Origin of the sequence: Halogranum amylolyticum (genome assembly GCF_900110465.1) — an archaeon.
Classification (GTDB): domain Archaea; phylum Halobacteriota; class Halobacteria; order Halobacteriales; family Haloferacaceae; genus Halogranum; species Halogranum amylolyticum.
Map to the genome: position 1 here is coordinate 21,980 of NZ_FODV01000017.1, position 14,140 is coordinate 36,119.

Genomic DNA, 14,140 nt, shown 5'->3' on the forward strand with positions numbered 1-14,140 from the left:
TATAAAATATTCGGGAGAAATTTTATTAGGTAGTGTGAGACACATGACATCACTATGTATCACGTTAGCAAGGAACAACTCGATCTGACGGAGGTGGACTCGGGAGTGTACTTGGCCGATCTCGCGGTCACTGAGCGCGCGTCGATGAAGTACTGGCGCGTTGAGCCAGGGGCGACGCTTCCAACTCACAGTCACGAGCACGACCAGATCGGTTTCGTTATCGACGGGACGATGGTCGCCCTGACCGACGGAACGGAGCTGCGACTGGAACCCGGTGACTCCTATGCGTTCCCGGGCGGGGAGATCCACGGCGCCGAGAACCGCGGCGGCGAACCGTGCGTCGGCGTAGGTATCTTTGTGCCGCCGCGGGGCGAACCGGAATGGGGAACAGCTTCCGAGGCCAGTGCCATCGAGTCTACCGACTGAGAATCATGGACGCAGTTGACCACATCAACCTCGACGTTGACAACCTTGTTACCTGCGTCACCTTTTATCGGGAGACACTCGACTTCGACCTCCTGCGGCCCCCCGAGGACTTTCAGGGGCAACACGCCATGTTCGAGGCTGGCAACACCGTGGTTACGCTCGTGGAGACCGGCCGTGCGGAGAACTGGGATGAACGAGGGCTCTCTCATCCACTCGACAAGGCCCATCGTGCGTTCAGGACCGACCGGGGGCGCTACGAGCAACTCGTCGCGGATCTCGACGGGCAGTTCCCGAAGCAGGGCCCCTACGACTGGGACGAGTTCGAGGGGTTCTACTTCCTTGATCCGGACGGCAACCTCCTCGAAGTCATCACCTACGATCTGCCCGCCCCCGAAACAGACCGATCGCTTCTCACGCACGACGACGTAGAGTGACGGTCGAGAGAGCACTCAATGCGCTACCTGCGAGCGTTCGACCTTGACCAGCACCTTCGTACAAGACCCAACTCGTGGCGATTCGAGAACCGCAGCCATCGCTATTAGGAACCTTCCGTTGACCTGAGATATTGCTTCGAAGGCGGGTGTCGACACAACCCCAACAGTCTCGGTGGTCGCTGACAGACCCTGAGATAATGCAGAACTCGTCGACCCCACTAACGCCATCACAAGAAGCTGCACTTGGACTCATCATGCAGGGTGTCGATGACGATGCAACGATTACACACGACACAGCGCTCAATCTCCTCACTGCCGGTGGCTTCGAGCGGCCAGAGGCGGAAGATCTCCTTGAGCAGCTGTTGCTGAAAGGGTATCTCTACGAAGCGACGGATGGGCTTCGACTCACTGGGTGAGGCGTCCTCACAAAAGCTATCGAAACTGAGATGTTGAGCAGCCGCCGTCCTGTTAACCAACATTTCCGGAATTGTGCAACTTTGGTCTTTTCAGGCCACAACGAGACACCCACGACAGACTCCCCTCCCGACGAACCCAGACGATCCGGTAGCAGCCCTCGATGTCGCATTCCAGCTGAAAAGACCAACTTACGTTGGTTAACACCGATCTGCAACACCGACGACAGACTCTACTGTTTCCTAAGCTCTCGGGCAAGCATGAGACGTCGCGGTTGACCGATTCCAGCATGGGGCAACGTTCCCAGAGTATCAGAATCTCCCTCGTCGTCGAAAGCGAGCCGAGACGTTTTATTGACTGGCGGCAAGTGTCGCGTATGCCATTCATTGGGAGTTGGCACACGTTGCTCGAGGAGTGCGACGCACTTCCCGATGAGGCGACACTCGTGACGCCGCTCACGAAGAAGCGATTCCACATTACCGACAGCCAAGCACACCGTGTCGCGTCGACTCTGGCGACTCACAGCCGCTGCAGCGCGAGCAGTTTACAACGCTTGCCGAGCGGATCGAGGAGGTCGGTGGCACGTTCGACCTGAGCCGTCTCCCACCCGATGCTGAACCCTATGCGGCAGTGTTGAGTCTTCACCCTCGCTACGAGTGCGACGAGCGATCGGGGACAATTACTGAAACCGACGATCCGACGAGTTCACAGCTCGTGGAAAGCACGCCCACTGCACCCGACGAGAAACGCGTCGAACCCGACCTCGACGTCTATGCGGATATGCTGCTTCTCATCGATGCGCTCGAACGACACGACTCAACGGCACTCGCCGAGTGTGAGACGCCGGTGCTCATCAATCTCTACACGCTGTGTTCGGATGTCCAACGCAACGCTGGTGACCTCCGTCAGTCGGTCCGGGAACTCCTACTTGACCGACTCCACCATGACCAACCTGTCCACGGTCAGTACGGGTCCGTCCAGCGGACGACGCGACGTAATCGCACTCTCAAGGACGACGAGGACGTGCTGCGTGTCCTCGACGACGCCGGCGTTCCTCACGAACAGGTTTTGGGTGTCGACCGCGGGAAAGTTGATGAGGCACTCGATGTGACCGACCGTTCGGAGTCGGCAGTGTACGATATCGAAGAACGTGCGTACGTCCGGAAAGCCGACGTCGACGACGAACACAAGCAAACGCGACTCCAAGGGCTGAAAGATTGACTCACTGCAAGTGACGATCCGGAAGCCGAGCAGTTACGCGAGGAAGTCGAGGCACTTGAACGCCGAATCGAGGAGTTGACCGAGTTCACGCCTGGGACAGAAGTTTAGCCTGGGCGGTGTCTTGGTGTACCTGTCCGCTTCCGATGCTCACCGTGTTCAGTCGGACAAACTGTCTTCACGCAAGGTTTCGCGATCCCACTGCAGTTCGTGGTTGAGTTCCGCGAGCTGCGCTTGTACTTCGGATGCGTCACTTTCGGCTTCCATCGCTTGCTCCCACAAGCCGCTGTTTTCTCACTCATCGTGTCTCCTGTCTATGTGCCCCATAGCGTCGTAATCCGCTGTTTGGCCTCGTCGAGAGCGAGCTGAAGCATGTCGCGATGGTCGGTCGGCCATGAGGCGTCGTCGCCCGGCGTCGGGGCAGCTGGTGGCGGGTGGAAATGGTCTCGGGTGTTGTGAGAGTTCGGGTGGCGGTCCCACCGACATTCCCAGGTAGACTCTGAGTGCACCTCTCGGTAGTGGATTTTGAAATCATCGTTCGTGTACCAGCGAACGTTCAGTGTTGCCTCGTCAACGACTTCAGGATAGTACGATGGGGCGAGTGTGACATTGAGTTCGAGATGTCCACTTGTATCCGTGAGTGTTGCCTGTGCAACCTGCCCTGTCGCTTGGAGTCGTGTCTGGAGGAATTCGAGAATGGGATGATCGATAGGCGCGGGGCTCGCCCCATCACCTGCTGGCGGGACCATCCTACCCAGACACCTGTTCGCCGTCGGTGTCAGCACGTTGCTGCCGAGCCCGCTCGTAGCGCTGGCGTTCTTCGCGTGCCGTCGCCCACTCGCCGAGGTCACTATACACCTCGTCGATTGTCTGGTCGTCACTCGCGTCCGTCACGGCAACGGCGTCGACAGCGGCGGGCGTCGACGCATCGTACCGCTCTTCATACCCGCTGATCCGCGCGGTCAGTTCTTGGACGCGCTGCTGGAGATCCTCAACGGAGTGCTCAGACGCGAGCTGGTTGATGCGGCGCCACTCGAAGTACGCATTGTTGCGCTCGTAGGTGGCGGGATGACCCTCGTGACGTGTGACGATACCCAAATCAGTGAACCAGCCGAGATACTTGCGGGCAGTTTTCGGGTCACACTCAGCTCGCTTGGCGATCGCGCTCGCCGTCGTCGGTTCGCGAGTCTGGAGGATCGTCCCATAGATGCGCTGCTCGACGTCGTCACCACGAAACGCGTCATCAAACGGTGGTGGACCGCCTGGAGACTCGCTGTTGGACATACCTGTTCTTGCGTCGCCAACGATATAGTTCTTACTTCGAGGAATAGTATCCCGGACACTCCGATTACTCCCTAAACAGTTGCTTCGTTCGTCCCCACAGCGACGACGTCTCTGACTCTGCGTCGCCCTCATCGTCCGGGCAGCCGTCGTCGTCGACGGCGTCAGACGTTCCGGTCTGCGCTGTATCGGAGCCAGTGAGCCGTGCTACTTCTGCCTCGAGTTCGTCGATGCGCTCGTCTCGCTTGTCGAGCGTTGCCTCGAGGGTGTTCACACGCTCTCGCAGCAAGCGATTCTTCTCCACGAGGTATGCTCGACTTCGCGTCTCGTCGGCGTCGTCGCCATCGGTGGTGGGTGTGTCTGTCTCTGAGTGATCTGTCGACCGTGGCTCGTAGAACTCCGACGTCTGTTCGATGGCACGCTCGATGGTCTTCTCGCCGTACGTCGATCCGTCGGCGTAGTGCACTTCGTCCCACTTCTCACGGATGAGCCCCGACTGGCGGAACAGCTGGTCCATCTGCGCCGCGTCACCGCCGCTCCAGAACGCCAGCAGACAACACAGCGCCATGTCCGCTTCCGAGTTACTATCGTAGCCGCTCGTCGACCCGTTCCACAGCCGGTCGAACTTCGCCCCGTTCGAAGCGTTGCTCGCTTTCTCAACGAGTGTCTCGTCGTCGAGGGACGTGCTAGATGTGGTCTTATCTCGCTGTGTGACACCCGTAGGGGTGTCCGTCGCTTGCGTGGGTGTCTCCTCGGCGATGTACTCACGGTGAATCGCTTCCAAGGCGTCTTGTCTCTGCGACACCGCTGTTGGTGTTCCAGTCACTCGATCGCCGGTGACGGTGAAGAAGCGCGCTTTGTCGTAACACTCGATTCTCCTGAGCACCGTCACCATTCGTTGGCGCGAACAACGATTCCTCGGACATATCTCTCCTCTCAGGATGGTCTGAAGACTGATACAAGACTCGAAGGGCCTGCCTTCTCATTGGTACCATCATGTGTTCGACACTCCCGTCACACCGCCGGTCTGGCGTCTTAGGTGACACCCCACTGGGGGCGGCCGACCCGATACCCCAACTGTGGCGACGATCGTGGACACCCGGCTGAACGTCATCGGTCTCGCTGCGGGTGCTTACGCGAGCAGTACCTCGAGCTCCTCGAGGTCAGCCGTGTCGTATGCACGAATATCGTAGCGATTGGCGCTCGACCGCTCGGCGTAGATGTCGATAATTTCGAGCTCGACGAGGAGTGCGAGCAGGCGGCCAAACGTGCGGGCTGGGAGGGGTGGATCCTCGAGATGGGCGTACAGTTGCCGACCCGTTGGGTAGGGACGGGTGGCGTCGTCAAGCGCTGTCTGGAGGAGAGGCAGGTGCCGTTGGAGGGTACTGTAATGCTGGGGCGAGCGTGCTTCGAGCGCTTCGAGCCGGGTGGTGAGCGACGACGCCATATGTGGGTTTCTGAGTCGTCATGCAGTGGGGGTGAACGTGTTGTGGTGCGAGGCGTGCGTCGGCGTCTGGCTCGCTTCACCCACGGGACGAAGTGCTTCGTAGTCGGCGTAGTGGTCAGTTATCGGCTTGTCTCGATTTCATCCGGCATCGTACTTCAATATCGAGACGACCCCGACTTTTTGCTCTTGATTATTCGAGAAGACACAAAGATATATGGGAATCAAATACGAACGCTAGTACAAGAGGTGACTAAGATGACCGAGTCTCCACGAGAAGGTGTTGCGTCGTGGACAGAGACAATGAGTGCACGTGAGCGGATTCGATCTGTCGCCGAAACGCTCAGTGAGCCTCGTTCGACCAATTGGATCAGTGAACAAGCAGAGGCAGCGTGGAGTACCACTAACAACGAGCTGAACGACCTCGTTGAGCAAGGTCGACTACGCCGTATCAAGGCTGGTGACACCACGCTGTATCAGCCAGACTACACCCGGTTGCTCTTTGATGAAATCCGCACCCTCATCGAGGAGAACGCCCGCGAGGAACTCCAGAGTGAGTTGGCGGCCATTGCTGAAGAGATTGAAGGATGGCAGGATACCTACGACGTAGAGACGTGGGAAGAACTCGAACAGTCGCTTGCAGATGGCGAGGTCTCCAGTGCTGAAATTCGTGAGCGACGCGAGATCATCGCGTTCTGGCGTGCGAACGAAGAAGACCGTCAACTCATCAAGCACGCTCTCGAACTGTATTCGGATGTTGAAACCACTCGCAAACAAATGACCGACGCAGCAGACCGCGTCACAAGCTAACCCTCTTCTCTCCCACGATGATCTTCCTTGCGAATCGCGACCGATATACGCAACGTACTCTGCTTCGAGAAATTCACAGTCGGCTATCGAAACAAGCTGGCTGTGAGAACGTACGCTATCACCCGTCTAGCCGCCGTCCACGGTATGTCTTCGCAGACATCGACACAGAATCGTTCCTGAATCAATCCTATGACGTCGAAAATGCACGATTAGAGATTCGATTCTGGTATCCAATCGGTGTCGACTACGAGTACTACCGAATCAATTGGATCGAACCGACGCGGAACCTCATGCTCGGGTTCCACCAAGACGCTGACCATCCTGAATTGGGTCCTTGTCACATTCAACTCAACTACGAGGACACCGCTGTTGAGAGGCATGCTGCGGCGTCTCTCGATGCGCATCCACTTGCGGCACTCGACAAACGACTCCAGCAATTACCGTCCGCTTTGGAGACGATTCGGTGGCAGGATGGACGGCCATCACTCCCTGAATGGTCGGACTCGGAGTAACCGACTGTTCCGACGAATCATCCCAAGGACCCCTACGCCGATGCGACTGGCACCTCCCCGTCGATCAGCTCGGCGAGTTCTAGCGGTGGCTGAGGCTCACCAACGACAGCTTTTTGAGATAAATCGACGCAATTGTCGGTGAAGCGGGCGAGTTGGGTGGGCATACTCAACTCATTCCCGCTTCATTCACTCATAATCCTCGGCAATACCGCCTCTCGATAGCGTCTAAACACGGCCCGCGCCCTCAATTCAGCACGCCCTCAGAAACCTCTCCAGTCACTGTCAGTAGCGGTGTGCAACACTTAGAGGGTGGATGCAGCATGACCCCCAATGTTCGTTCCAGGCATTCTACAATGAGCAAGTTAATGGGTTGAATTGTGTGTGACGACATACAACAGTCCGCTTGAGGGTCCGGGATTCGATCCCATTCGGAGAAGTTGGTCAGTATGACTCCCTCCCCAGCCGGCGGTAACGGGAATGATTTCGATTTGAAGAGGGCCGTGAACGAAGAGCTGAAAGCACGTGACGGTGTTGTGGACTATGAAATAACCGAGTCCTCTCCAGAACACGTTCTCGTTGAGGTCACCGAAAAAACGAATGATGGGGGTTCACGAGAGGGCCTCTATCGGATTCAACATGAACCCAGACCTGATGGAACAGACAACATTCACTGGGAGTTCCTCGGGCCAGTCGCAGATGAGGAGTCGGAATGAATAACCTCCAACTCGCTCGATTTTATTATACCACGTCTGATTGGATTCGATATGGACGATGAGTCTCCGGATCGTGTGACCCAAGAGACGGAGGGTGATGCTACTCAGGAGGAATCCGGCGACGTTGAGACGGAACTCTCGCGGGACATGAGTCTCTTCGACATCACGTTCATCGGCGTCGGAGCGATGATCGGTGCCGGTGTCTTCGCCCTCACGGGCTTCGCTGCGGGGCTCGCAGGACCCGCACTGATTCTCGCGTTTGCTCTCAACGGCTTCGTTGCGCTGTTCACAGCTGTTTCCTATGCCGAACTCGGTGCAGCGTTTCCTGAAGCGGGGGGTGGGTACCTTTGGGTGAAAGAAGCGCTCGTCGATCCGAATGGCTTCTACGCGGGCTGGATGTCCTGGTTCGCGCACGCGGTCGCCTGTTCCCTGTACGCGGTGACGTTCGGCGTGTTCTTCACCGAGTTTCTGGTCTACGGTGGTGTCCTCGCAGAAGGATTCCAGCTCTTGGGGTTCGTCGGTCGTGGACTTCTGGATAAAATCCTTGCAGTCCTCATGATTTCTCTCTTCGCGTACATCAACTATCGCGGAGCCGAGGAGACTGGGAAGGCCGGCGTCATCGTGACGTTCATCAAGGTCGCCATCCTCGGCGTCTTCGTCGCGTTCGGCATTCTGGCGACGATTCAGACCCCCAACTGGCCCGCGAAATTTCTCGACAGCCCCCGGTTTGCACCGAGCGGTATCGTCGGTATCATCGGAGCGATGGGCTTTACGTACATCGCCTTCGAGGGCTACGAGATCATCGTCCAGTCCGGCGAAGAGGTCGTCGATCCGGGTGAGAACGTCCCGAAGGCGGTCTTCTACTCACTGGCTATCGTCGTGCCGATCTACGTTCTCGTCGCCTTCGCCGCGATCGGTGGGATTGAGACAATCCCCGAATTGGCCGAACGAGCGGGCATCCCGGCCGGTGCGCCCACGTGGCAATTGCTCGGTAATCTGGGTGAACTTAGCATCATCGAGGCGGCCGGCCAGTTCGTTCCGTACGGCGTCCCGTTACTCCTGGTCGCTGGACTGACGGCGACGATGAGTGCGCTGAACGCGACCGTCTACTCCTCGTCACGCGTTTCGTTTGCAATGGGGCGCGACAGGGCCCTCCCCGAACTCTTCAGTGAGGTCCATTCCGAGAAGCGAACGCCCCACTGGGCGATTTTCCTCTCGGCATTGCTCATCGCGCTGATGGCGGTCGTACTGCCCATCGAATCGGTTGCGGCGTCAGCGGACATCATGTTTATCCTGCTGTTCGTGCAGGTCAACTGGACCGTCATCAAGATGCGCAAGACCCACCCCGACCTGCCACGCACGTACGAAGTCCCGTATATGCCGTGGCCCCCGCTCATTGGGATCGTCCTCCAGTTCATGTTGACGCCGTTCCTCCTCTCGGCGCTGGGCATGGAAATCGGGGTGGGACCAGACTCGCACGGGTTCATCGCGCTCGTGACGACCGCCATCTGGATGGGGCTGGGTCTCCTTCTCTACTCCGGATACTCCCAGCGGAAGGAGGAGGAAAAGATCGAAGAGGAAACGCCCACCGTCACAACCGAGCAAGCGCCCGCCGAAGAACGGCGGAAACGCGACCAACGGATTCTCGTTCCGGTGGCGAATCCGGCGACCGTCGAACAGTTGATGCGGACAGCACTGGATCTCGCCGAAGAGCGAGACGCCGAGATAGAAGTGGTAAGCGTCGCCACAGTTCCGCAACAGACGCCACTTTCCGAGGGTCGCCAGTTCGTCGATGAGGAACGGACTGTGATCGACCAGGCAATCGACTTTGCGGACGAAGAGCGCCCGGGCGTCCCAGTGAGTGGTAAAATACGTATCGGGCACGACGTATCCCAGGCAATCCTCAATACGATCGAACAGGACGACATAGACCTCGTGCTGATGGGCTGGCGGAGTCGTCCCCGCCGTCGTGATTTCATCCTGGGGAGCAACGTTGACGAGGTGGTAACCAAGGCCCGCTGCGAGCTACTGGTTGAGCGTGTCGGCCCCGCCGCCGACAGCGAGTCCATCGGGAGCGTGGACTCGATCCTCGTGCCGACTGCTGGCGGTCCGCACGCCGAATTCGCGGCGGAGATTGCCCGTGCCGTTGCCAGGCGCAACGATGCTCACATCAAGGTAATATACGTCCGGTCTACTGAATCAGACCGTGACGACGATGCGCAATCGATTCTCGATTCGACCGTCGCGGAACTAGAGAGTATCGAGGCGACGACCGAGATCATCGACGGTACAGATATCGCTGATGCCATCGTCGAGGAATCAACCGATCACGACCTCACGATCATCGGGGCGTCCCGGGAGGGACTCCTCCAGCAGGTCGTGTTCGGGGCCATCCCTGAAGAGGTTGGCCGGCGAGCTCGAAGTACCGTCATCATGGCGAAACGGGATCTCGGGATTGCGTCACGCGTGACTCGGTGGTTCAAAAGTCGTCGCTCGTAATCCGGCCTAACTCCGATATTAAGAATCACATATCAAATCACAATATCGATTTGGTCAATATGCGCGCTGTGCCTTGTTTAGACGCGGGAGAACACTAGCGTGAGGTCTTGACGGCTTGCTCGATGTTTCTGACGGCGGACTTTAGGACGAGCTCTCTGAACTGCCCCAAACCACGTTCTAGCCCGTAACGTCTAACCAAACCGATGCTTCAACACAAAGAAAATCGACTTGACGAGTGATCGGCGGTGATAGGTTTCCTCATCGTGCCGAGCGTTGTACGCCATATCTATTGGACAGAACTTGCGGTGTTTGATCACCGGACGAACGCCAGCGTCCCTGAGTTCGTAGCGTAGAGCGTCCCAGTCGTAGCCTTTGTCCGCGACGACTGTGTCGAGTCGCTGCAGATTTCTCGTTAGCACTTGCCTGCCGATCTGAGTGTCGTGCGGCTGCTTCATCAAGCAATGAACGTCGAGAATCGCCGTCGAATCACAGTCAACGAGTGCCGTGGTTTTGATGTCGTCAAAGTTGTAGCCGACGCGAATCACGTAATGCCGACGGGCTTTGTGTCGCTGGAAGCCAGTCGCGTCGATTGCTTGGACTTCGCCGAACTCGTGGAGAGAAGCAGACGACCGCAGCAGGACGTGCCGGATGCGCATTTCGAGGTCTTGCTTCCTTGTGCACACGGTGGTGAAGTCGGGGGGTTCATCCACCGCAAGCCCGAGTTTAGCTGTGATTCGAGGCATCTCGTGGAGGATATCGAGCAACCGCCGGTACGGTTGGTCGAGATACTCACGAAGTCAGTGAATTGCGACAATAACCCAGTCAGCGTAGCCACCGCGACCCTTCTGCAGGGGTGGCTGAGGTTCACTCACCAGCAGCATTCTTCGTAGTGCTCGGAAAATGGCGACTCTCTGGAGAGAGGCGGCTAGTCTTCGCTGAGTAATCGACGGAGCACCAGATGGAGGATGCCGCCATTTTCGACGTATCGAACGGCTGCAGGCGTCCCAACCTGTGCCGTGACCGGGAATTCGACGGATGAGCCATCGGCACGTTCTGCGACGACGGTGAGATCGTCGTTCACGTCCAGACCGTCGTCGAGTCCGTGAATCGCGACCCGTTCCGAGCCGTCGAGGCCGAGCGACTCCCACGAGGCGCCGTCGACAAACTGGAGCGGCAAGACACCCATACCCACGAGGTTGTCACGGAAGATGCGCTCGTAGCTCTCGGCGATCGTCGCACGGACACCCAACAGATCCGTTCCCTTTGCCGCCCAGTCACGACTCGATCCTGTTCCGAGTTCTTCACCCGCAAACACGACCAGCGGCGTGTCGTTCTCGCGATAGCGACGGCTGGCTTCGAAGACCGTTGTCTGGTCGTCGGTTGGGTGATGGATCGTGTAGCCGCCTTCGACGTCGTCGAGCATCTCGTTCTCGATGCGGACGTTGGCGAAGGTGCCGCGCATCATCACCTCGTGGTTCCCGCGCCGGGCGCCGTAGGTGTTGAACTCGTGGGGTTCGACGCCGTGGTCGACGAGCCACTCACCGGCCGGCTGCTCACGGCTGAATGGTCCGGCCGGGCTGATGTGATCGGTCGTGACCGTATCACCGAGCAGCATCAGCGTGCGAGCGTCTTCGATATCTGCGACGCCGGGCTTCTCCAGCGGGAAATCCCTGAAGAACGGCGGTTCACGAATGTACGTCGAGGAGTCGTCCCACTCGTAGACGTCACCGGTTGGCGCGTCGAGCGCCTCCCAGCGCTCGTCACCTTCGAACACTTCGGCGTACTTCTCTCTGAACATCGAGGAATCGACACTGTCGTGGACTGCCGCGTGAATCTCGTCGGCGCCGGGCCAGATGTCAGAGAGGTAGACCGGGTTGCCGTCGTCGTCAGTGCCGAGTGGATCGTGTTCGAGATCGATATCCATGCGCCCGGCGAGTCCGTAGGCGACCACGAGCGGCGGACTGGCGAGGTAGTTCGCCCGGATCTTCGGGTGGATGCGTGCCTCGAAGTTCCGGTTGCCGGAGAGGACGCTCGTCGTCCAGAGATCCTCGGCGTCGATCGCGCGTTCGATCGGTTCGGGAAGCGGCCCAGCGTTCCCGATGCAGGTCGTACAGCCGTAGCCGACGACGTTGTAGCCGAGGTCCTCCAGATAGGGGAGGAGTCCCGAGGCTTCGAGGTATTCGGTGACGACCCGACTGCCCGGTGCAAGACTCGTTTTGACGTACGCCGGGACATCGAGACCGCGCTCGACTGCGTTGCGGGCGAGCAGCCCCGCCGCGAGCATCACCGACGGATTCGACGTGTTCGTACAACTGGTGATGGCGCTGACGACGACACTGCCGTGCCCGATCTCGGTCGACTCGCCGTTCACGTCGACTTCGACTCTGTCGGTGAGATCGCCGACGTCCGGTTCCGGAAGATCGGGGTCGGGTCGGTCGTCGTCGGAACCGCTGCTCTCGCTGATCCATCGTGTGATTGCATCTTCGTCGATATCGTCGAGTTCGTCCTCGAATTCGCCGTGGATCAGTCCTCGGAAGTGCGTCTTCATGTCGCCCATCGGAACGCGATCCTGGGGGCGTTTCGGCCCGGCGAGGCTGGGAGTGATCGTCGAGAGGTCGAGTTCGACCGTCTCGGTGTATTCGGGATTCTGTTCACCGAACAGTCCCTGTGCGTCGAGATATTCGCGGACGAGTTCGATATGTTTCTCGTCGCGGCCCGTGAGTTCGAGGTAATCGAGCGTCGCGTCGTCGACGGGGAACATACTGATGGTCGAGCCCTGTTCGGGCGCCATGTTCGCGATGGTCGCCCTGTCTGGAACGGTGAGATTCGACACACCGGGGCCGAAGAATTCAACGAACCGATCGACGACGCCGACCTCCCGAAGCTGTTCAGTAACGTGAAGGACGAGGTCGGTTGCGGTCGCCCCCTCGGGAAGTTCACCGGTGAGACGGACGCCGACCACTTCGGGGAGTTTCATCGTGATCGGCTGGCCGAGCATCGCGGCTTCAGCTTCGATGCCGCCGACGCCCCATCCGACGACGCCAATACCGCCGATCATCGGCGTGTGACTGTCCGTGCCGACGAGCGTATCCGGGAGTAGCCAGTTTTCCCCATTCTGCTCGCGGGCGTGGACAACCTGACCGAGGTACTCGAGGTTCACTTGGTGGACGATACCAGTCCCCGGCGGGACGACACGGAAGTCGTCGAACGCCTGTTGGGCCCACTTGAGGGAGCGGTACCGCTCGCCGTTGCGCTCGTACTCCAATTCGACGTTGCGCTCGTAGGCATCCTCGGAGCCGAAGTAGTCGACCTGCACGCTGTGGTCGATCACGAGGTCGCACGGGACCTCCGGCTCGACGACGGTTGGATCCGTCCCCTTGCGATCGACCGCTGACCGGAGTGCTGCGAGGTCGACCACGGCAGGGACACCGGTGAGGTCCTGCAGAACGACTCGAGAGGGCGTGAATGGGAGTTCGACGTCTGGGACGTCGGGTTCCCACGACGTAGCATTGCGAACGTCCTCGGCGGTTATCGTCTCCCCGTCGACGTTGCGGAGAACGGACTCGAGGAGCACGCGTATACTGACGGGGAGCCGATCGAGTTCGCAGAGCCCCTCGTCTTCGAGGACAGTGAGGTCGGCTATCTTGTAGGAGGTGCCGTCGAACTCGAATTCGCGAATTGCGTCAAATGGAGACGGTTCGTTCATACCTTGTCCTACGGTGACGTGGCCCTTGAATCGTCTCCCCCATGGACGGGGTGACGATGTGGACGGTCACTTCTATCGGTTGGAATGAAATGTCGGTGTACATAATTCGGTTGATAAATGGATTGACTCCCAGATTATGATGTGAAGGCGTTGTACAGCCACGCGAAGGCGTACATCAAGACGAAGCTGATCACCGCTGCCTCGACCATGCCCGCCACAGTCCCGACGACGGTCGGTTCGAAGAACAGGTGCCACTGCTCCATCGCTTCAACTGCGCCTTCGTAGACGCTGATCGCTCCGAACACACCGAGTAGGAGCATCACGATCGCAGAGACGACTGCTGCTGCGCCCGCCAGTGCCAACGAATCGAGCTGCATCACGTTGGTCGTGGAGTCCATTTCGTACGCGTCTTGGTTTGTGGTAGTAATGCTCATGACTAGAGATACGCTCTACTCCTTCAATCGGGTTTCTCTTACAACTCGAAAGGGAGCGATTCCTTGGTAACACGGGGCAAGAATATCGTGGGGAAACAGCGGTACAACCCCCATATCTGTGTGACCAGTCCGTTGGAAGACCAAGGAGCAACCAGCGATGGAATCAGTGACACGCAAAAAAACTGATGAGCGTGAACGCAGTCCTCGAACGGTTGACCACATCTGATAGCATGAATCACCTTTGAATGC

Annotated in this window: 11 protein-coding genes and 4 pseudogenes; 7 read left to right on the top strand and 8 right to left on the bottom strand. The window is 58.6% G+C overall.

The annotated features are described in order from the left end of the window. Nucleotides 1-54: 54 nt before the first annotated feature. The 4 genes and pseudogenes from BSG17_RS19960 (at nt 55) to BSG17_RS19975 (ending at nt 2,603) form a co-directional block, all read left to right on the top strand. Nucleotides 55-426 carry a cupin domain-containing protein gene (locus BSG17_RS19960; protein ID WP_089827176.1) on the top strand — a complete coding sequence of 124 codons (372 nt, stop codon included), beginning with the start codon at nt 55-57 and terminating at the stop codon, nt 424-426. A 5-nt stretch (nt 427-431) separates the two neighbouring features. Then, nucleotides 432-860, top strand: coding sequence for a VOC family protein (locus BSG17_RS19965; protein ID WP_089827177.1), 429 nt, complete (start codon nt 432-434; stop codon nt 858-860). 254 nt (nt 861-1,114) lie between these two features. Beyond that, complete coding sequence (locus tag BSG17_RS19970) at nt 1,115-1,276, top strand: hypothetical protein (protein ID WP_244531628.1); 162 nt, start codon at nt 1,115-1,117, stop codon at nt 1,274-1,276. A 374-nt stretch (nt 1,277-1,650) separates the two neighbouring features. After that, nucleotides 1,651-2,603: pseudogene (locus BSG17_RS19975) on the top strand (hypothetical protein). 203 nt (nt 2,604-2,806) lie between these two features. Here BSG17_RS19975 and BSG17_RS28720 read toward each other — a convergent pair. From BSG17_RS28720 to BSG17_RS19995, 4 genes and pseudogenes are all read right to left on the bottom strand, one after another. Further along, a complete protein-coding gene (locus tag BSG17_RS28720; RefSeq protein WP_089827179.1) occupies nt 2,807-3,241 on the bottom strand; it encodes a toxin-antitoxin system TumE family protein in 435 nt (144 codons plus the stop codon). Nucleotide 3,242: 1 nt separating this feature from the next. Further along, nucleotides 3,243-3,776, bottom strand: coding sequence for a DUF7342 family protein (locus BSG17_RS19985; RefSeq protein WP_089827180.1), 534 nt, complete (start codon nt 3,774-3,776; stop codon nt 3,243-3,245). A gap of 64 nt (nt 3,777-3,840) precedes the next feature. Continuing rightward, nucleotides 3,841-4,650, bottom strand: a pseudogene (locus tag BSG17_RS19990) (phage NrS-1 polymerase family protein); the annotation flags it as partial. A gap of 255 nt (nt 4,651-4,905) precedes the next feature. Continuing rightward, nucleotides 4,906-5,220: a hypothetical protein gene (locus BSG17_RS19995; RefSeq protein ID WP_089827181.1), complete on the bottom strand. Its 315-nt coding sequence runs from the start codon at nt 5,218-5,220 to the stop codon at nt 4,906-4,908. A 255-nt stretch (nt 5,221-5,475) separates the two neighbouring features. On the opposite strand from BSG17_RS19995, the gene BSG17_RS20000 reads away from it, so the two are divergent. Beyond that, nucleotides 5,476-6,027, top strand: coding sequence for a DUF7342 family protein (locus tag BSG17_RS20000; protein ID WP_089827222.1), 552 nt, complete (start codon nt 5,476-5,478; stop codon nt 6,025-6,027). 589 nt (nt 6,028-6,616) lie between these two features. Here BSG17_RS20000 and BSG17_RS26315 read toward each other — a convergent pair. Further along, nucleotides 6,617-6,703 (bottom strand): annotated as a pseudogene (locus tag BSG17_RS26315) (IS5/IS1182 family transposase); the annotation flags it as partial. A 282-nt stretch (nt 6,704-6,985) separates the two neighbouring features. Here BSG17_RS26315 and BSG17_RS26320 point away from each other — a divergent pair. Together BSG17_RS26320 and BSG17_RS20010 are read left to right on the top strand one after the other, a co-directional pair. Beyond that, nucleotides 6,986-7,252, top strand: coding sequence for a hypothetical protein (locus tag BSG17_RS26320; protein ID WP_139246725.1), 267 nt, complete (start codon nt 6,986-6,988; stop codon nt 7,250-7,252). A 51-nt stretch (nt 7,253-7,303) separates the two neighbouring features. Next, nucleotides 7,304-9,751, top strand: coding sequence for an amino acid permease (locus BSG17_RS20010; RefSeq protein ID WP_394327977.1), 2,448 nt, complete (start codon nt 7,304-7,306; stop codon nt 9,749-9,751). Between the two features lie 94 nt (nt 9,752-9,845). Here the strand turns inward: BSG17_RS20010 and BSG17_RS20015 are convergent. The 3 genes and pseudogenes from BSG17_RS20015 to BSG17_RS20025 all read right to left on the bottom strand — a co-directional run bounded on the left by BSG17_RS20015 (nt 9,846) and on the right by BSG17_RS20025 (nt 13,855). After that, nucleotides 9,846-10,632, bottom strand: a pseudogene (locus tag BSG17_RS20015) (IS5 family transposase). Nucleotides 10,633-10,676: 44 nt separating this feature from the next. Further along, entirely contained in the window at nt 10,677-13,457 is a 2,781-nt protein-coding gene (gene acnA / locus BSG17_RS20020) for an aconitate hydratase AcnA (protein ID WP_089827183.1), read from the bottom strand. A 134-nt stretch (nt 13,458-13,591) separates the two neighbouring features. After that, on the bottom strand, nt 13,592-13,855 hold the full coding sequence (locus BSG17_RS20025) for a hypothetical protein (protein WP_244531631.1): 264 nt from the start codon (nt 13,853-13,855) through the stop codon (nt 13,592-13,594). Between the last annotated feature and the right edge of the window lie 285 nt (nt 13,856-14,140).

Excerpts from the sequence above, each read along its gene's own strand:
- BSG17_RS19995 (WP_089827181.1), bottom strand. The coding sequence starts at position 5,220 with ATGGCGTCGTCGCTCACCACCCGGCTCGAAGCGCTCGAAGCACGCTCG.
- BSG17_RS19965 (WP_089827177.1), top strand. The coding sequence starts at position 432 with ATGGACGCAGTTGACCACATCAACCTCGACGTTGACAACCTTGTTACC.
- BSG17_RS20010 (WP_394327977.1), top strand. The coding sequence starts at position 7,304 with ATGGACGATGAGTCTCCGGATCGTGTGACCCAAGAGACGGAGGGTGAT.
- BSG17_RS20025 (WP_244531631.1), bottom strand. The coding sequence starts at position 13,855 with ATGGACTCCACGACCAACGTGATGCAGCTCGATTCGTTGGCACTGGCG.
- acnA (WP_089827183.1), bottom strand. The coding sequence starts at position 13,457 with ATGAACGAACCGTCTCCATTTGACGCAATTCGCGAATTCGAGTTCGAC.
- BSG17_RS26320 (WP_139246725.1), top strand. The coding sequence starts at position 6,986 with ATGACTCCCTCCCCAGCCGGCGGTAACGGGAATGATTTCGATTTGAAG.
- BSG17_RS20000 (WP_089827222.1), top strand. The coding sequence starts at position 5,476 with ATGACCGAGTCTCCACGAGAAGGTGTTGCGTCGTGGACAGAGACAATG.
- BSG17_RS28720 (WP_089827179.1), bottom strand. The coding sequence starts at position 3,241 with ATGGTCCCGCCAGCAGGTGATGGGGCGAGCCCCGCGCCTATCGATCAT.
- BSG17_RS19960 (WP_089827176.1), top strand. The coding sequence starts at position 55 with ATGTATCACGTTAGCAAGGAACAACTCGATCTGACGGAGGTGGACTCG.
- BSG17_RS19970 (WP_244531628.1), top strand. The coding sequence starts at position 1,115 with ATGCAGGGTGTCGATGACGATGCAACGATTACACACGACACAGCGCTC.
- BSG17_RS19985 (WP_089827180.1), bottom strand. The coding sequence starts at position 3,776 with ATGTCCAACAGCGAGTCTCCAGGCGGTCCACCACCGTTTGATGACGCG.